Consider the following 17,455-nt stretch of genomic DNA (forward strand, 5'->3'; position numbering starts at 1 on the left):
CGCATCTGCGCAATCCACCCGGGCCCTCCCTCAGACGCTGGCGATCAGTTCGGCCGCGGCCTCGAACTCCGCCCGGCGGATCGCCAGCCGCGCCTCGGCCTCAGCATCCCGGCCCCAGACGGCGGCTTGATAGGTCTCGTCCACGTGGGCTGCATCCCAGGCCTCGGCCGGGCTGAGGCGGCCGCGCAGGACTGCGAGCGCGATCAGCAGCGAGCCGGTCAGCGTGGTCAGCGTGTGCAGGCCGGCCAGCCGGAACGGGCTCTCCACCGCGGCGACCGCCTCGGATAGCGACCGGACCGTGTCGGGCGGCTGCTCGACATGCATCACGCCCTCGCTGAGGATCACGCGGGCGCCGAAGGTGTCGCGAGCCCAATCGAGCACAGGGTCCCACGCGGCGGCCTGCGCCGAAACCAGACGCTCCGGATCTCCGGCGCGATACGCGATCAGGTCGGTGCCCGCATAGGCGCAGAGATCCTCCACCACGGCCGCGTGCCGCGGGGCGACACCGTCGATGCTGGTATTGGCGATCCGAGTCAGCGGCATCTTGGCCGGATCGATCACCGTGTCCTGCGCCGCCCATTCGGCCGCGACCTTTTCAGCCAGCGCCCGCGTGGGCAGGCTCAACGGATTGCGGGCGGGCGTGTTGGCCGGACGGCCGTCGAGGGTCAACCGGAACCCGCCCGGCCCTTCCGCGAAGCCGGCCTCCTTGTAGAACCGGCGGGGGAGGGCGGGCTTGGCATGGCCGCGGGCCGCACGCACCGGGTCGGGACGTTCCCCATCGCCCGGTTCGCCGAGCCACTCGTTCGTCACATCGCTCATGGATGCCAGATAGGAGCTTTCCGGTGCGTCTGCGAGCCTCGTTGCAAGGCTAGGTCTCACCCCTGGAGAACAACCCCTCCAGCGCGCCCGCGCTCGACACGACCGTGACCGCCCCGGCCCCGTAAAGGGCGCCGGCCGGGTGGTAGCCCCAGCCGACCCCGATCGCCACGGCACCGGCCGCGACGCCCATGCCGATGTCGAAGGTCGTATCGCCGACCATGATGGTGGCGTCCGGGGTGCAGCCGGCCTCCGCCATCGCCTGCTGCAGCATGGTCGGGTCGGGCTTGGAGGGGGCGTCGTCCGCGCTCTGCGTGGTGGCGAACCAATCGGCCCAACCGTGATGGGCGATCAGGCGATCGACCCCGCGCCGGGACTTGCCGGTTGCGAGGCCGATCAGCACGTCGTCGCGGGCATGAAGCCGCGCCAGCAGATCGCCCATCCCGGGAAACAGCGGCTCCTCGTAGGCGGGGTCGATCCGAAGGCGGTTATAGGCCTGCTTGTAGCTCTCGGAGAGGTCCGCGATCGGCCCGTCCTCACCGACGAGGCGCCGGAACGCCTGCGGCAGCGACAGCCCGACCACCGAGAGCGCCTCGCGCCGTCCCGGGGCCGGCAGGCCGTTCTCCGCGAAGGCGAGCCCCTGGGCGGCGACGATCAGGTGCTGGCTGTCGACCAAGGTGCCGTCGACGTCGAACACGATGAGCTTCATCGCCGTGTCACGTCCGGCACGGGACGACCGGTCACGGCTTCCGGCCCGGCTGTACCGGTTGGCCGGGATTCTGCTGCGCCGGCTGGCCGTGCGTGCGCTCGTAGCCGAGCCGGCAGCGGATCAGGAACCGTCGGCGCTTGCCGCCGCGTAGGCCGCGCTGGTGGGAGGCGCGGTTGCAGGCCGCATAGGACCGCCGGCGGCGCTCGGCCCGGGCGCTCGAGGCCGGGCGCTGGGCGGCCTGCGGCGTGGTTGCGGATGGGGCGGCCGAAGGGGACATCGATGGGGACAATGGAGGAGCGGCCGGAGGCGCCGGCTGTGGGGCCTCGCCCACCGGCGCGGGCTGCGCCGACTTCGGCACGCTGGCCGCTGGGGCTGGGCTCGCCGGGACGGCCGGCTTGGGCGGATCGCCCGGCGCGGCGTAGGCGGCCGGCCCGACCAGGCAGAGGACAGCGAGGCAGGCCAGCGTCGCGAGCTTCATGCGTCAGGGTCTCGAACCGCGGGAAATCGGCCCCGCGGCGGAACGGCGGGTCGCGGATCAGCATATGAGGCGAGGCGGCCAATTGCCAAGGCGTGCCGGTCGGGAGACTTTCAGGCTGCGGTCCGCGCTTCACCGGGGAGGCGCGCGCCGCATCTCGAAAGAGGGGCGCCGCTCCGACACCGACGATGCGCCGGGCCACCGAGGATCACGACCGCGCCATGCCCCTCGTTCTGCTTCCCGGCTTCATGACCGATCCGGACCTGTGGGCCGACATGGCCCCGAGCCTCGCGCCGTTCGGGCCGATCCTGCACGGCGATCTGGGCCGGGACGACAGCATCGCGGCGATGGCGCGGCGGGTCGTCGAGGAGGCGCCGGACCGTTTCGCCCTCATCGGCTTCTCGATGGGCGGCTACGTGGCGCGCGAGATGGCCCGCATCACACCGGAGCGGGTCGGAGCGCTCGTATTGATCGCCACCTCGGCGCGGGCGGACACACCCGCCCAGGCGCGCCGGAAGGATGCGGCCGTCGGGCACGTGCGCCGCCAGAGTTTCACCGGGCTCAGCCGGTCCGCAATTCGTGGATCGGTGCATCCGGACCGGGCCGGTGACGACGCCCTGATCGCCCGCATCTGCCGCATGGGCGACCGGCTCGGGGGCGACGTGTTCCTGCGCCAGGCCGGACAGACGCGGGCGAGCGACCGGGACAGGCTCGGCGCGATCTCCTGCCCGACCCTTGTGGTGGCAGCAGCCCAGGACGGCCTGCGCAGCCTCGACGAGGCGCGGGAGCTGCGAGACGGCATCCCCGGCGCCGCCCTGATAGTGATCGACGGCTCCGGCCACATGCTTCCGATGGAGGCCCCCGAGGCGCTGGCAGAGGCCATCGTACCGTGGCTGCGCGATCAGCTCTCCGGCGCCTCGACGATCGGATCGTAGCGGGAGGCGTCGAAGCCCAGCAGGTTCCAGCTCTGGGCCATGTGCTGCGGCAGCGGCGCGCTGACATCCACGGGCCGGCCGGTGCGCGGATGCGGGATCACGATCCGCCGGGCGAGCAGGTGGAGCCGGTTCTGGATTCCGCCCGGAAGCTCCCAGTTCTCCACGGAAAAGTATTTCGGATCGCCGACGATGGGGTGGCCGATATGGGCCGCGTGGGCGCGCAGCTGATGGGTCCGCCCGGTGACGGGCTTGAACGACAGCCACGACAGCTTCTGGGCGGCCTGATCGACCATCGCGTAATAGGTCAGCGCGTGGCTGGCGCCCTCGTCGCCATGCTTGGCCACCCGCATCCGCGCATCGGCGTCGGTGGGCTCGTCCTTGGCCAGGTAGGTCGAGACCCGCCCCTGCCGCACCCGCGGCACGCCCGCGGTGAGCGCCCAGTAGATCTTGCGCGCCGCCCGCGAGCGGAAGCTCTTCGCCAGCGTCGCGGCCGCCAACCGGGTCTTGGCGATGATCAGGCAGCCGGCCGTGTCCTTGTCGAGACGGTGGACGAGGCGCGGCTTCTGGCCGTCCGGGCCGGTCAGCGCGGCGAGCAGCCCGTCGACGTGGCGGACGGTGCCCGACCCGCCCTGGACCGCGAGGCCGAACGGCTTGTTGAGCACCATCATGTCGGCATCCTCGTAGAGGATCAGCGAGCGCAGGAACTCGGCATCGTCCTGCTCCCGCGCGGCGCTGCGCGGGCGCTCGGTCGGCTGGTCGAGGCGCAGCGGCGGTACGCGCACGCTCATGCCCGGCTCCAGCCGGTCATTCGGCTTGGCGCGCTTGCCGTCGACCCGTAGCTCGCCCTTGCGGACGATGCTCTGCACCCGTGTGAAGGGCAGGAGTGGAAAGCGCGCGGTGAGGAAGCGGTCGATGCGCATGCCGGCCTCGTCCGCCTCGACCGTCAGGGTCTGCACCCCGGAGGCGAGGGTCGCGGAGGCGGCAGCACGCTGCTCGCGCCTTGTCGGGCCGGCCGGCGGGGCGGGGGGCGAAGGCTGGGCAGCCGGCCGCGTCTCGACGGGTTTGGCATACGCCTTCGCGGCCGGCCTGGCGCTCGGCCGGGGCGGGGCCTTGCGCGGGGGCGCGGCATCGTCGCGCTCGACCCGGGCAGGCCGCGGCCTCGGTTTCGCGGCGGCAGCGGCGGCGGCTGCAGCCGCAGCCGCCATAGCGTGGGGCGTGCCCGGTGCGGTCCAGGGATCGCGCGCGCCGGCATCGTCGCCGCGGTTGCGGGCCGCGCGCTCGGCCGCGTCGCGGGCGCTGGTGCGCGGGCCTGTGCGGGCGCGATCGCCATACGGCTGAAACTTACCGGACGGGGGCTTGCGTCCCTTCGGGCCGCCGCGGGGAGGTGGTCGTGTCGTCATGATTCCGCCAGCACCCGTCTCCGCTTCGGACGGAACGTCCGGGCGCATCGGCCGCGGCGTCGCGGAGGACCCGGACCGATGGGGTCACCCGGCTCTAGCATCGCGGGGGCGCAGCGGCAAAGGCGGCGATGGCCGACGCCACAACCATCAGTATTTGAGGCCGCTGTCGCATAGCACCGTCACGGCGACCGCGTCTGCCGGCAGGCGACCGGAAATGAGCAGGGCGGCGGCGACGCAGACATTGGCGGCGGCCGAGTAGCCGACATGCAGACCCTCCCGCGTCGCCAGCAACCGGCGCCATCGCACGACCTCGTCGTCGGTCACCGCGACGGCCAGATCCTTGAGCCCGGGATCCCAATGCGGCGGCACGCTGCCGTACCCCGTCCCCTGCAGGACATGACGCGGCTTGGTGACAAGCTCGCCCGCCAGCGGCCGGCAGCCGTCGGGCTCCACAGCCACACAGACGACGCGCGGATCGCGCGCCCGGAGCGCTGCGGCGACACCCAAAAACGTCGCGCCCGTCCCGACCGAGGCGACCCAGGCATCGACCCGCCCCTCGGATTGCGCCCAGATCTCCGGCCCGGTCGTATCCCGGTGGATCGCGACGCCCTCCGGGGCATGGAACTGATCGACATAGAAGCCGCCGCGTTTACCCGCCAGGCGTTGCGCCGACTCGACGGCAGCCGCGACATCGGCCCCGGTCACCTGCCCCGGCACCCCATCGACCTGCGGCACCAGCATGACCTCCGCGCCGAGCGCCTCAAGCATCCGTGCCCGCTGCGGGCTGTTCCCCGCCGACAGGGTGACGAGCAGCGGATGACCGAGCGCCGCGCAGGCCACGGCGAGGCCGGCCCCCATATTGCCGCTCGACATCTCCACCACCGGGGCCGCCGGTGCCAAACGGCCGTCCGCCCGCGCGGCGAGCAGGATGGCGCGGGCGGCACGATCCTTCACACTCCCGCCGGGCTGCATGAATTCGGCCTTGGCAAGGATGCGGCCCGGCCCGGGATGGACGCGATCGAGGGCGATCAACGGCGTGCCGCCGATCAGATCGAGGGCGGACGCGGCGATGGGGTAGGGCACGGACGCGGGCTCGGCGTGGGTGATTCCACCGCGGTCGTTTAGCAGCCGCACCGTGCGCCCGGCAGGGAAAGCGCCCTTCGGCACAGGTACGCGCGCCTACGATCGCCGCTCGGCCAATAGCCGCGCCTTCAGTCCGACCGGGTACAACACGGGACCGCCGTCGCGATCGAGGACGTCCAGATCGTACCAGCGGGCGACGCACGGCGTGCCGCAATCCTCGTGGAAGACGACGCATTCCCGCGTATCGAGCGGGCCCGGCGGCAGGCCAACCGGGAACAGAAACAGCGCCTCGTGGCCCGGGCTGCCCTCGTGGGTGTAGAGGTTCTCCGTCACGAACGGGACGCCGAGGATCCGCACCGTGAGACCAAGCTCGTCCCGGAATTCCCGCACGAGCGCCGCCTCGGCCGGCTCAACGAATTCGACGCTGCCCCCGAGCTGCCGCACGCCCTTGAGGCGCCCGTCGTCGGTATAGACCTCGGCGACGAGCAGCTGGCGCCCGCGCCAGGGCAAGCCCAGCGCCTTCATGCGAATCTCTGGTGGGGGGCGCTAAACATTCATGCGGCCTGGTATGCTGCGGCTCGTAAACCGACAACGGCCCGGGGTGCAGGGTCCGTGGCTCCCGGCGGCGGCGCGCAACGCCTCGTTGTCGGCCGTACACTCTACCAGATGGGTCCAACGTGCGGAAAGCTTCGTCGAGCGGGTGTTCTATTTCACCGCTGCTTCATCGAACGCCGACGCAGCGGGCGTCGCGAGCCCTTGGACCCCCTCCGGGCCTACCCGGGCCTATCGGCTGCTCGGACTATTCTGTCGAACAAGTGGAGGCTTTGCAGGGCGAGCATACAGTCCCGCCCTCGGCTGCGACAGCTTCGGTCTCCATGATCCCTAGATCTGCTCCCGAACACGTTGCGATCGGGAGCAGTTCTAAAGCCTTGATTTAACGCGCTCGCGTATGCCGAACCCGCCTCCGACTTCGGCGGCGATCGCTCGAGCCGAGATCCGATAGGTGCGAACGTTACGCGAAGGCGTGCTTCCGTTCGGACGTATGAGCCCGTGTCTGCGCAACCTGGAGCCGTGTCGCGGCGACCTGGGACCAGGCCTTGGACATTGACTCGTTTCGAACATTCCGCTCGCGCCTGCGCACGGCGGCGATGTCGAACTGCTTCTGCATCTCCATCATCATTTCCATGCTGTACCCGAACGCCTGCTCGATCTGGAAAGCCAGGTCGGCAGTCAAAGGGGTCTTCTCGGTGAGAAAGTCGGTGAGCGCGTGACGCGTGACGCCCAGAAGACCGGCAGCCTCCATGATGGTCAGGTTGCGCGGCTCGAAGACCTTGCGGCGAACAAACAGACCGGGATGACACGGATTTGCCGGTTGATGGACAGCGTTCACCTGGGACTCCTTCGTCGATTGACACAATCGTTTTCGGATGAGCGTTTTGATCGACTGATCGGAACTGCGGCAGACCTCACGGGCACATGGGCGCAAGCAGCGCTCCATCAGCAACATCAGAATCGCCGACTACCTCAGCCACCCACAGTCTTACTTTATTTTGCCGGTTATATATTTTATTGTCTTGCAGATCCGATCAAATCGTCGATATCAATCGGATTGCAGCATGTCAATCTCATCCAGATTTACAAATTTATTTCGAATAAATCAATAATTCGACTGTATTAATCTGCAAAACTTCAAAAATATGCATGATAATTTTGATCGCGATACAGCCTGAGCAAATGTCTCCGATGAAACACGATCAGGGTCGCGTGCGCGGTACCGTCCGATATGGAGAATGCCGATCGCCTTGGCCCGTGACGACGAACGATACCAAGGCATGGGGACTGGTCCCCCTGCGATCGTCACCCAGTCTCGCGCGGAAACGTGCCGAGGTGTTTTCCGGAGCCGTCCATCATGCGTCGCAAAGCGGTGCGTCCCGGCCAAGAAGCGACGACAAGGCGTGGAGGCCCGACCAATGCGCGTTCACCCCGCGTCGCGCAGGGGAGATCCGGTAACGGCCCGGCATCCCGGACAACCGGTCGCCACGAATTGAGCTCACCCAAACGCGTGAACGCGCTTGACGATTACCTGAGGCCTTTCGGTCGGGGTCTGGACGCCGGTCCGGCCCGCGAGTTCCCTCTCGACCTTCTGTTCGAGTTTCCGCGCGCGCGAGATATCGTAGTGGGTCTGCATCTCCATCAGCATCTCCATGCGGGCCCCGAACACCTTCTCGACCCGCAGAGCCAGTTCGGCCGTAAGAGCGATCTTCTCGTTCAAGAAGTCGGACAGCGTTTGGCGCGTCACGTTGAGCAGGCTGGCCGCAGCCATGACGGTTAGGTTACGCGGCTCAAGGATATTGCGGCTAACAAACCCGCCAGGATGACAGGGATTCTCTAATACATAAGGTGAATTCATAATGATTCTCCTACCAGGTTTTGCAAATTTGGCGAATAAGCGACAGAGCGGAAACCACTATTTTAGCCGATGCGCCGTCTTAAAACACCTCTGATTTCGGCTCGCAAATCTTACGCGACAGCTCAAAAAAAGTTCCTGAGTTGTCTAAAAGTAAAATAAGTAGATTTTAATTTGCTTATTTTCAAAATAACAACGCTGATATCTGGAAAAATAAGTTCAAATTCGTTAAGCAGCAAGTCATTTTAAAAAATACTATTACAGTGGAAATACAAAATTTTGCGCCATGCAGTCGGAGGCCCGTGATCCGTTAAGCATCGCGCGAGGCGATCGTGCGCCTGATCGCAGGCCGCCCACGCAGGGGGCCGGATATCCACACGCTTGACGTTCCACCGGCATACAGCCACGCTAGTCGGCGACGGTTCCCCTCGGGGATCAAAAGGGAACGCGGTGAGGGGCCTGCCCTGAAACCGCGGCTGTCCCCGCAACTGTGAGCGGCGAGTCCTTCACCACCACGTCACTGGGTCTCAAGCCCGGGAAGACGGTGCGAGGGCGGCGACCCGCGAGCCAGGAGACCTGCCGTCAGCCGTGGTCACACGCGAAACGCGTCAGGCGGGGTGTCCTGGCGGGTGTCGAGACGGCCGTGCGCGAGCGCGGTCGGCGAGGCCTCGTTCGCGGTGACGTGCCACAGCAAGCGCGCCCGCGTCCCGGTTCCCGATGCTTTCCCTTGTCGTGCCGATCCCGGCCGCGTTTGCACGCGGCCTGATCCTTCACCCGGGCCGCCGCGCGTGGACCGGACCGGATCAGACACGCATCCGCAATTGTAATGTTATTACATTGCTATTAGGGCATCTGAACCGGCGGCCGCCGCGCTCGGACCTATCCTCACCATGTCGCGATCCAAACTTCCTCGTCGCAGCCGGCGTAGACCGCTCTGCGGTGCCATGCTCACGCTCCTGGCAAGCCCGGCCGCAGCCCAGGAAACCGTGACCCTCGATCAGCTCTCCGTCGAGGGGGAGGGCGGCGTCAGCCTGACCCGCGCTGCGCCGACCGGGCTGAACCTGCGCACGCCCGACCGGACCGCGAGCCGGCTCGGGCTGACGCCGCTGGAGACGCCGGCGAGCGTCGATATCGTGTCGGGCGAGACCGCACGGCTGCGCGGCCAGGACACGATCGCCGAAGCTGTGACCCAGGACGCCACCGGCATCACCACGATCGCGGCGCCGGGCAACGGCAACGGCGCCTTCACGTCGCGCGGTTTCGCGGGCCCGAACTCGATCCAGCAGCTCTACGACGGCACACGCTTCTATGTCGGGGCCAACACGGTCACGTTCCCGTTCGACACCTGGAACGTCGAGCGTATCGAGGTGCTGCGCGGCCCGTCCTCGGTGCTCTACGGCGACGGCGCCATCGGCGGCGTGATCAACGTGGTGCCGAAGAAGCCGGTCTTCGTGCCGATCAACACCGCGCGCGCGGTGATCGGCACCGACGGCGTCGCGCGGCTGGCGCTGGATTCGGGCGGGGCGCTCGGGCGCGAGGAATTCGGCGACACCTTCGCGTACCGCCTCAACGTCAGCGGCAACCGCGCGGATGGCTGGATCCGGCCGGAGGGCGATTTCCGCAACCTCGCCGTCTCGGCCGCCCTGCTGTTCCAGCCGAGCCCGGACCTCGCCGTCACGGTGAGCCACGACCTCGGCTACCAGGAGCCGGCGCGCTACTGGGGCACGCCCCTGGTCGAGGGTAGGATCCCGGACCTGATCCGGTTCAACAACTACAACGTCCGCGACGCGAAGATTACCTGGTCGGATAACTGGACCCAGTTCAAGACCGAGTGGACGCCCTCGGACGACATCATCGTGCGCAATACGGCCTATCGGCTCACCAGCCGGCGGCATTGGCTCGATACCGAGCAATACACCTACAACCGCGGCACCGGGCTGGTCGACCGGGGCAGCTACACCGAGATCTACCACAGCCAGGAACAGGTCGGGAATCGCCTGGACGCGAGCGTCAAGGGCAACCTGTTCGGCCTGCCGAACGCGTTCGCGGTCGGGTTCGACGTGAACCACATCGACTTCCGCCACACGAACAATTTCACCTTCGACCAGACCACCAGCGTGCCGCTGATAGGCTACGATCCAGGATACTTCCCGCAGAACGGGCGGGCGCAGCCGGCCTACGCGACACAGACCAGCCAGGCCTCGGTCTTCGCCGAGGACCGGGTGATCCTGTCGGACAAGCTCTCGTTCCTCACCGGCGTGCGCCTGGACGTGCCGACGCTCCGTCGCGAGGATTTGCAGAGCGGATCACAGTTCGAGAAAACCTATCAGGCGCTCGGCTACCGGTTCGGGCTGGTCTACAACCCGACGCCGGACAACGCGCTCTACGCCCAGTACAGCTTCGCGACCGACCCGGTGAACAGCCTCATCACCCTGACGCAGTCGCTCTCAGGGTTCCAGCTCGCCACCGGCACGCAGGTCGAAATCGGCGCCAAGGGCCTCGCATTCGACGGCGCACTGGAATGGACGGTTGCCGGATACCGGATCGTCAAGGACAACCTGATCTCGACCGTGCCGGGTCAGCCGACCGTGTCGACCCAGGTCGGCCAGCAATCCTCGCAGGGCTTCGAGCTGGCGCTGGGCTGGCACCTCGCCCCGGGCTGGCGGCTGGACGGCAACCTCGCGCTCCTGCACGCGCAATACGATACGTTCAATCAGAGCGTGAACGGCGCGACCGTCTCGTATGCCGGCAACCAGCCGATCGACGTGCCCGAGCGGGTCGCCAACCTGTGGCTGACCTGGGACTTTGCCCGCGCCTGGACGGCACGCGTGGGGCTCCAGAACGTCGGCCAGGTCTACAGCGACTTCTCCAACACGGCCCGGCGCCCGGCCTACAACCTCGTCAACCTCGTGCTCGACCATCAGGTGACGGCGGATTCGCGCCTGAGCCTGCGGGTCTACAACCTGTTCGACAAGGTTTACGCAATCAGCGGCAATGCCGTGAACGGGGTCGGCACCAACTGGCTGCTCGGCCGGCCGCGCTCGATGGAAGTCGCCTACACGGTGACTTGGTGAGGCAGCGGGTCGGCAAAGCCGCGCGTCGCTGGCTGCTGCTGTTCCACCGCTGGGCCGGGATCGCCACGGCCCTGATCTTCGCCCTGTGGATCGGCTCCGGACTGGTGATGCTCTACGTGCCGTTCCCGGCACTCACAGCGGCCGAGCGCCTCGCGCGCCTCGCCCCGATCGTCTGGGAGACCGTCGCGGTCCCGCCGGACGCGGCGCTCGCCGCCGGCGACCTTGCGGGCGTGCCGGCGGCGTTCGCGCTGGAGATGCGCGGTGCCGAGCCGGTCTACCGGATCACAGGCCGCGACGGGGGGCGGGCGACCGTATCGGGCCGTACCGGCGCGCGGCTCGGCCCGGTTGGTGCGGAGGCGGCCTTGCGGCTCGCCGCCGGGGATCGGCCGGATGCCCGCGTCGATCCGGTCGAGCGGGACCAGTGGACTGTGACCGCTCGCTACGACCCGCTCCGGCCGTTCCACAAGGTCGTCTTCGATGACCCGGAGGGGACCGAGCTCTACGTCTCCGCGGTAACCGGGGAGATCGCCCTCGACACGACCCGGTTCGAGCGGGCCTGGAACTGGCTCGGTTCGGTGCCGCACTGGATCTACCTGACGCCGCTGCGCGCCCGGGCGGAGCTGTGGCGGACAGTGCTGCTCTGGCTCTCCGGATTCGCCGCCCTCGGGGCGGTCAGCGGCTTGGTCGTCGGGATCTGGCGCCTGCGCCTGCGCCGCCGCTATGCGCACGGCGCCGTCACGCCCTATCGCGGGCTGGCGCGCTGGCACCACCTGTTCGGCCTAGCGGGCGGGCTGGGGCTCGGGGCGTTCATCCTGAGCGGCTGGATCTCCATGAACCCGAACCGCTGGTTCGCATCGAGCGCGCCGCCGACCGCGCTGCGCAGCGCCTACGCTGGAACGCCGGGACCGCTCGGGCTCGATGTCGGGCGGCTGCGCGATCTCGCCGGCCCGGACACCCGGTCGCTGCGCTTCACCACGGTCGGCGGTCGCTGGTGGGTGGTCGCCGAGGCGGTGGACGGCCCCCGCGCTGTCGCACCGGACGGCGGCCCCGGTCCGGACGCGGCGGCCCTGGCCGCCGCCGCCGCGGACGCGATCCCCATGGGACATCTACGGGCAGCGGGCCTGCTCGGGGCGTACGATGCCTACTGGTATCCGCATGGGGTGGACCCGCGTCCCCTGCCGGTTCTGCGCCTGCGCTTCGACGATCCGGACGCAACCTGGCTCCATATCGACCCGCGCGACGGCACCATCCTGCAGCGCCTCGACCGCTCGGGTCGCATCAACCGTTGGCTGTTCGATGCGCCCCACCGCCTCGACTTCCCGTTTCTGAGCGGACGGGCCGCCCTGCGCAACGCGGCGCAGTGGCTCCTGAACCTGCTCGCCGCCGGGATCGCGGTCACCGGGATCGTCGCGGGCTGGCGGCGCCTCGGCCGGACTGTTTCGACGCGGGCTCGCTGAGCGGAATGGGGCAGCTCTTGGCAACCGCCCCGTCAGTCCAGGGCCGCGGAGCGGAGCCCGGATGACGGGGCGGTTGCTCGGTGGACGGCTGCCTAACGCTCTGCCGCCTCGAAGAACCGCGTCCAGGTGAACCGCCGCGACTTGCGTTCGCCTGCGCCCTTCGACCTCAGACGTGTGGCGATGCCAGGTCGTCCTCCGCGAACTGGGACGCGGATCGCTCCTCCGGCACGAGCGGCAGCGCCACCGTCGTCCCGGTCCGCGCCGAGGTCAAAGCCGCGTCGATGCAGGCCATCACCTGGAGGGCCTCCAGCGCCGGCGTATGGTCGACGGCGCCCCGGGAGATCCCGTGAGCCACGTCTTGGTAGAACCGGCGCTGGTCCCCGGCCAATGCGGGCAGGCACCTCACGCTGCCGCGCCCGTCATGGACCGCGATTCCGTCCGGATCCTGGCCCCAACCCGGGGCGCCCGGAGCCATGCCGGCGAGAAGCTGCTGCTCCTGTCCGTCGAGGTGTTGCTTGACGAGGCTGCCGCCCTCGCCGTGGACGACGAAACGGGGCGATCCACCGGCGACCACCATGCTGGCGTGCAGGACCACGCGCACGTCCGGATAGTCCAGCACCACGTGGGCCCAATCGTCGGACAGCGCACCTTTGCGCAGCCGAGCCAGGTTCGCGGTCACCCGGTCCGGCAGACCGAAGAGCTGGAGCGCCTGGTCGACGAGGTGCGGGCCGAGATCGTACCAGATCCCGCTTCCCGGTCCGGCCCCCTCCCGCCACCGGTCACGGACGCCGGGGCGGAACCGGTCGAAATGCGATTCGAAATGCCGGACCTTGCCGATGACCCCGTCCGCGATGGCGGTTCGGACGCTGAGGAAGTCGCTGTCCCAGCGCCGGTTGTGGAACACCGACAGCCTCCGGCCATGGCGGCGCGCCAGCGCGACCAGGCTGCGCGCCTCGGCGAGGTCGAGGGTGAAGGGCTTGTCGATGACGACGTGCTTGCCGGCTGCCAGGGCGATCCGAGCCAGGGGCGCGTGCGTGTCATTGGGGGATGCGATGACCACGAGATCGACGCTGTCCGAGGCGGCGACCGCACCGGGATCGGCGATGACGCGCATACCGGGAAGGTCGGCCTGGACCTTGGCCTTATCCCGCGAAGCGACCAATCGGAGGTCGAGCGCCGGAACCGCACGGATCAGCGGCGCGTGGAAGGTCTTGCCGGCATAGCCGTAGCCGATCAGGCCGACTCGGATCGGTGCAGTCACGCTCGCCATGCAGGTGTCGTCCGGTCGGAATCATCGGGGCCACGCGCTTATAGCCCCGCGGCCGACACCGGTTCACCACCTCCGGAGCGCGAAACCTCCGACGCTGTCCAGACGGAGGCCACCGTGAGCTTCCTTCACCGTCATCACGCGCGCAACGAAGCGACCCAGGGCAGCGCGGCACGTCCGAGGATGGCGCCTTACTGGGTTGCGTCGCTGCACTCGCGCAGACGGAAGCGCTCGCAGGCCATCGCGTGAAACCATATCCGGTGCGGCCGGCGTCTCAGCCCGCCCTCAGAACCGCGCGGTCAGGAACAATCGCACGTTCCGCCCCGGCAGCAGGATCTCGTCCTTCTTGAACGAGGTCGAGTTGCGGATGTCGGCGTCGAGCAGGTTCCGGCCCTGGACCCCGAGGGTGATCGCGCTCGCCCCGTAGACCGCCGGATCGACCGCCTTGGTGTAGCTCAGCTCGGCGCGCAGATCGTCGTAGCCGGGGGTGGGGGTCTCGAACAGGGCGGTCGCCTGGTGGTCGAAGGCATGGAGCAGGTTCACCCGGGCGAACCAGCCATCGGCCCGCAGGTAGACGCCGCCGCCGAGCCGGTAGGGCGGGATGCGCGGCACGTTGGTACCGTTGTCGAACTGCGCGCGCACGAAGTCGAATTGGGCCTCGATGCCGGCGAAGCCGTTGCCGACGGGCAGGATGTCGTACTGGCCGATGATCTCGGCACCGTAGAAGGTGGCGTTCTGCTGCTGGTAGACGATCTGCCGATTCTCGGTGCCGGTGCCGCAGGATGCGAAGTCGTCGTCGCAGGCGAGTCCGGTGAAGTTGCGGTAGATGAAGCCCGTGTAGCGCGTGTAGTAGCCGGTGGCGTCGAGGCGCAGCGGGCCCTCGGCCCGGCGGATGCTGGCCTCCACGGTTCGGGCGCGTTCCTTCTTGAGGTCCGGGTTGCCGATCTCGAAGGTCGCGGTGGCGTCGTGCGGCCCCTGCGAGAACAGCTCGTAGCCGGTGGGTCCGCGCTCGACATAGGAGCCGTTGAGGCTCGCCACGAAGCCGAGGGGCAGGTCCTGCAGGGCGCCGATGCTGGCGCTCTTCGGGGCGAAGCGCCGGGTCCGGGCGTACTGGAACGGATCCTGCCCGTCGACCGGGGCGTAGTCCGCGGGGAACTGCGCCGCGATGCTCGACAATCGGTCCACCTCGTAGCGGCCGGCCGCCTGCAGCCGCGTGCCGGGGCGCAGCTCCAGCTCCTCGAACAGGTAGACCGCGTTGGCCCGGGATTCGGTCTTGGGCAGGAACGATTCGAGCTGGGTGTTGATCACCCGCCGGTCCGACTGGAAGCCGAGCGCCCCGGTCAGCACGCCGAACGGAGTCTCGACCGGGACGTGCTGGAGTTCCAGCCGCCCCTCGGCCTCGCGGTTCTTGAAGATCGCCTGGACACCCTCGATCCCATCCTCGCCGATGCCGACCTCGTTGTGGCGGTAGACCGAGTATCCCGCCCAGTAGCGGATCACTTCGAACGGGCCGTCGAGGGGCCGGTACTCGCCCCGCGACAGGACCCGGTCCTGGTTCGGGGTCAGGCGGGTGCGGTTCTGCTCGGCGACGCCGCCCGGGATCGCGTAGATCGCGTCGTAGTGGCTGAACGAGATGCCGACGAAGCCGCGGTCGCCGATCGCCGAGATGCCGACCGCGCCGCCCTGCGACTCGTTGTAGGAGTTGCGCTGGATCCCGCCCGGGATCGCGTAGCTGTCGTTGGCGGTCCTGAAGCCGTCGGCGTGAACCGCAATCCCGTCGCCGCCCGCATCCACGGTGGCGGCGCCGAGCCGGCCGTTGTCGACGCTGGAGAAGCCCGTGGTGACCTGACCCTGCACGCCGTTCGCCGGGATGAAGGTCGGCACCCGGCTGTTGTCGGCCGAGACCACGCCGCCGATGGCACCGGAGCCGTAGCGCAGGGTCGCGGGTCCGCGGATCACCTCGATCCGGTCGGAGACCAGAGGGTTCACCGGGACCGCGTGGTCCTCGCCGAGATCCGAGACGCCGCCGTTGACGATACCGTTCTCCTGGATGCGCACGCGGGCATTGTCGAGGCCGCGGATGATCGGCCGCGAGGCTGCGCCCGGCGCGTAGGTGGTGGACGAGATACCCGGCCGGTCGAACAGGGCGTCCCCCAGGGTCCGGGGCTGGTCGCGGGCGATCTGGTCCTGGGTGACCACGGTGACCGGCGAGAACGTGTTGGTGGCCACCGGGAGAATGCCGGTCTGGAGCGGCGCCGCGGGTCCGGCCGCAGGCTGGCCGGTCTGGATCGGGCTCGGGCTGGTGACGCTGATCTCGTCGAGGGCCACGGCCTTCTGCGCCTGCGCCGGCACGGCGAACAGGACGGCGTAGACGGGCGCCGACAGAATCGTGCCGGCCAGGAAAGCAAGGCGTCGCGTCGAGGTCATCGAAACTCACACAGTGTATATCGTTTCATTCAGGCCTCGGAGCGGATCGATGCAAGGGCCGATCATGCGGCTTCTCGTGATCGTTCGGAAACGTTACATCGTTACAACACCCGGAACGGCGGGCTTCGACGGGACGATATGCCGAAGGTTGACAATGCAATGTTATAACGTTTTTCTCATGACATGGCCAAACTCCATCGACGCCTTCCCGTCACCGTTCTCTCCGGCTTTCTGGGAGCCGGCAAAACGACGCTGCTCAATCACGTGCTCAACAATCGCGACGGCCGGCGGGTCGCCGTCATCGTCAACGACATGAGCGAGGTGAACATCGACGCCAACCTCGTGCGGACCGGTGGCGCCGGCCTGTCTCGAACCGACGAGATCCTGGTCGAGATGACCAACGGCTGCATCTGCTGCACCCTGCGCGACGACCTGCTGGACGAAGTCCGGCGCCTGTCCGAGGCGGGACGATTCGACTACCTGCTGATCGAAGGCACCGGGATTGCCGAGCCGCTGCCGATCGCTTCGACCTTCGCGTTCCGGGACGAGGCCGGGCGCGCGCTCTCGGACGTCGCCCGCCTCGACACGATGGTGACGGTGGTCGATGCCGTGAACCTGCTGAAGGATTACCGCTCGGCCGCGTTCCTGCGCGAGCGCGGCGAAACGGCGGGGGCGGAGGATACCCGCACGCTCGTGGACCTGCTGGTGGAGCAGATCGAATTCGCCGACGTGGTGGTGATCAACAAGGCGCACGACGTCTCGGACGCGCACCTGGCCCTGGTCCGCTCGGTGGTGCGCGGGCTGAACGCGGATGCGCGCATCCTTGAAATCGATTACGGGCGCGCACCCCTCGACGCGATCCTCGATACCGGGCTGTTCGAGGAGGAGAAGGCGCAACAGCATCCGCTCTGGTTCAAGGCGCTGTACGGCGCGCACGAGCACGTGCCAGAAACCGAGGAATACGGGATCACGTCCTTCGTCTACCGAGCGCGGCGGCCGTTCGATCCGCAGCGCTTCAACGCTTTTGTCAACGAAACCTGGCCGGGGCTGATCCGGGCCAAGGGCCATTTCTGGCTGGCGACGCGGCCGGACTGGGTCGGGGATTTCTCGCTGGCCGGCGCCGTGGCGCGGGTCTCGGCCATGGGCTTCTGGTGGTCGGCAGTGCCGCGCCGACGCTGGCCGGAAGCGCCCGAGTTCCGGGAGCGCCTCGACGCGGTCTGGAGCGAGATCTGGGGCGACCGGCGCCAGGAATTGGTGTTCATCGGCACCGGGATGGACCGGGACGCACTCACCGAAGCCCTGGATGCATGCCTCGTAGCGACCGACCACGCGAAAACGTTTGACCCCAAAGCCTATCGCGACTTGCCGGACCCGTTCCCGGCCTGGCGCCGGGCGGCCTGAGCCG

General features: G+C 68.5%; 14 protein-coding genes and 1 riboswitch. Of the genes, 4 read left to right on the plus strand and 10 right to left on the minus strand.

Annotated elements, in window-relative coordinates:
- Positions 1-30: 30 nt before the first annotated feature.
- The 3 genes from AC0IY0_RS00540 to AC0IY0_RS00550 are packed head-to-tail and all read right to left on the minus strand — an operon-like array spanning position 31 to position 2,003.
- Positions 31-819 carry an ATP12 family chaperone protein gene (locus AC0IY0_RS00540; RefSeq protein WP_471762793.1) on the minus strand — a complete coding sequence of 263 codons (789 nt, stop codon included), beginning with the start codon at positions 817-819 and terminating at the stop codon, positions 31-33.
- A 49-nt stretch (positions 820-868) separates the two neighbouring features.
- Entirely contained in the window at positions 869-1,525 is a 657-nt protein-coding gene (locus AC0IY0_RS00545; protein ID WP_147910094.1) for an HAD-IA family hydrolase, read from the minus strand.
- A gap of 31 nt (positions 1,526-1,556) precedes the next feature.
- Positions 1,557-2,003, minus strand: coding sequence for a hypothetical protein (locus tag AC0IY0_RS00550; RefSeq protein WP_147910095.1), 447 nt, complete (start codon positions 2,001-2,003; stop codon positions 1,557-1,559).
- A 218-nt stretch (positions 2,004-2,221) separates the two neighbouring features.
- Between AC0IY0_RS00550 and AC0IY0_RS00555 the strand changes: the two genes are divergently transcribed.
- Positions 2,222-2,935 (plus strand): alpha/beta fold hydrolase, encoded by a 714-nt coding sequence (locus AC0IY0_RS00555; RefSeq protein ID WP_471762795.1) that lies wholly within the window; start codon positions 2,222-2,224, stop codon positions 2,933-2,935.
- Here AC0IY0_RS00555 and AC0IY0_RS00560 read toward each other — a convergent pair.
- From AC0IY0_RS00560 to AC0IY0_RS00580, 5 genes are all read right to left on the minus strand, one after another.
- Positions 2,902-4,335: an RluA family pseudouridine synthase gene (locus tag AC0IY0_RS00560; RefSeq protein ID WP_471762796.1), complete on the minus strand. Its 1,434-nt coding sequence runs from the start codon at positions 4,333-4,335 to the stop codon at positions 2,902-2,904. The genes AC0IY0_RS00555 and AC0IY0_RS00560 overlap by 34 nt on opposite strands.
- A 147-nt stretch (positions 4,336-4,482) precedes the next feature.
- Positions 4,483-5,418 (minus strand): PLP-dependent cysteine synthase family protein, encoded by a 936-nt coding sequence (locus AC0IY0_RS00565; RefSeq protein WP_471762798.1) that lies wholly within the window; start codon positions 5,416-5,418, stop codon positions 4,483-4,485.
- A 96-nt stretch (positions 5,419-5,514) separates the two neighbouring features.
- Positions 5,515-5,943 (minus strand): NUDIX hydrolase, encoded by a 429-nt coding sequence (locus tag AC0IY0_RS00570; protein WP_471762800.1) that lies wholly within the window; start codon positions 5,941-5,943, stop codon positions 5,515-5,517.
- Positions 5,944-6,430: 487 nt separating this feature from the next.
- Positions 6,431-6,925, minus strand: a complete 495-nt coding sequence (locus AC0IY0_RS00575) for a HigA family addiction module antitoxin (protein WP_246692603.1) — start codon at positions 6,923-6,925, stop codon at positions 6,431-6,433.
- Positions 6,926-7,468: 543 nt separating this feature from the next.
- Positions 7,469-7,828, minus strand: coding sequence for a HigA family addiction module antitoxin (locus AC0IY0_RS00580; protein WP_471762801.1), 360 nt, complete (start codon positions 7,826-7,828; stop codon positions 7,469-7,471).
- A gap of 399 nt (positions 7,829-8,227) precedes the next feature.
- Positions 8,228-8,423: riboswitch (cobalamin riboswitch) on the plus strand.
- A 292-nt stretch (positions 8,424-8,715) separates the two neighbouring features.
- On the opposite strand from AC0IY0_RS00580, the gene AC0IY0_RS00585 reads away from it, so the two are divergent.
- Both AC0IY0_RS00585 and AC0IY0_RS00590 read left to right on the plus strand, forming a co-directional pair.
- Positions 8,716-10,899, plus strand: coding sequence for a TonB-dependent receptor (locus tag AC0IY0_RS00585; protein ID WP_471762802.1), 2,184 nt, complete (start codon positions 8,716-8,718; stop codon positions 10,897-10,899).
- Positions 10,896-12,356 carry a PepSY domain-containing protein gene (locus tag AC0IY0_RS00590; protein WP_471762804.1) on the plus strand — a complete coding sequence of 487 codons (1,461 nt, stop codon included), beginning with the start codon at positions 10,896-10,898 and terminating at the stop codon, positions 12,354-12,356. The genes AC0IY0_RS00585 and AC0IY0_RS00590 overlap by 4 nt, the downstream gene beginning before the upstream one ends.
- A gap of 166 nt (positions 12,357-12,522) precedes the next feature.
- Here AC0IY0_RS00590 and AC0IY0_RS00595 read toward each other — a convergent pair whose 3' ends face one another.
- A complete protein-coding gene (locus AC0IY0_RS00595; RefSeq protein WP_471762806.1) occupies positions 12,523-13,626 on the minus strand; it encodes an oxidoreductase in 1,104 nt (367 codons plus the stop codon).
- A gap of 282 nt (positions 13,627-13,908) precedes the next feature.
- Positions 13,909-16,050: a TonB-dependent receptor gene (locus AC0IY0_RS00600; protein ID WP_471762807.1), complete on the minus strand. Its 2,142-nt coding sequence runs from the start codon at positions 16,048-16,050 to the stop codon at positions 13,909-13,911.
- Between the two features lie 183 nt (positions 16,051-16,233).
- Here AC0IY0_RS00600 and zigA point away from each other — a divergent pair, with 183 nt between their 5' ends.
- Positions 16,234-17,451 (plus strand): zinc metallochaperone GTPase ZigA, encoded by a 1,218-nt coding sequence (zigA, locus tag AC0IY0_RS00605; protein WP_471762808.1) that lies wholly within the window; start codon positions 16,234-16,236, stop codon positions 17,449-17,451.
- The last annotated feature ends 4 nt before the right edge of the window (positions 17,452-17,455 follow it).

Source organism: Methylobacterium sp. AC315 (assembly GCF_979253755.1).

Coding starts and splice junctions, on each gene's coding strand:
- AC0IY0_RS00540 (WP_471762793.1), bottom strand. CDS start 819: ATGAGCGATGTGACGAACGAGTGGCTCGGCGAACCGGGCGATGGGGAA.
- AC0IY0_RS00545 (WP_147910094.1), bottom strand. CDS start 1,525: ATGAAGCTCATCGTGTTCGACGTCGACGGCACCTTGGTCGACAGCCAG.
- AC0IY0_RS00550 (WP_147910095.1), bottom strand. CDS start 2,003: ATGAAGCTCGCGACGCTGGCCTGCCTCGCTGTCCTCTGCCTGGTCGGG.
- AC0IY0_RS00555 (WP_471762795.1), top strand. CDS start 2,222: ATGCCCCTCGTTCTGCTTCCCGGCTTCATGACCGATCCGGACCTGTGG.
- AC0IY0_RS00560 (WP_471762796.1), bottom strand. CDS start 4,335: ATGACGACACGACCACCTCCCCGCGGCGGCCCGAAGGGACGCAAGCCC.
- AC0IY0_RS00570 (WP_471762800.1), bottom strand. CDS start 5,943: ATGAAGGCGCTGGGCTTGCCCTGGCGCGGGCGCCAGCTGCTCGTCGCC.
- AC0IY0_RS00575 (WP_246692603.1), bottom strand. CDS start 6,925: ATGTTGCTGATGGAGCGCTGCTTGCGCCCATGTGCCCGTGAGGTCTGC.
- AC0IY0_RS00580 (WP_471762801.1), bottom strand. CDS start 7,828: ATGAATTCACCTTATGTATTAGAGAATCCCTGTCATCCTGGCGGGTTT.
- AC0IY0_RS00585 (WP_471762802.1), top strand. CDS start 8,716: ATGTCGCGATCCAAACTTCCTCGTCGCAGCCGGCGTAGACCGCTCTGC.
- AC0IY0_RS00595 (WP_471762806.1), bottom strand. CDS start 13,626: ATGGCGAGCGTGACTGCACCGATCCGAGTCGGCCTGATCGGCTACGGC.
- AC0IY0_RS00600 (WP_471762807.1), bottom strand. CDS start 16,050: ATGACCTCGACGCGACGCCTTGCTTTCCTGGCCGGCACGATTCTGTCG.
- zigA (WP_471762808.1), top strand. CDS start 16,234: ATGGCCAAACTCCATCGACGCCTTCCCGTCACCGTTCTCTCCGGCTTT.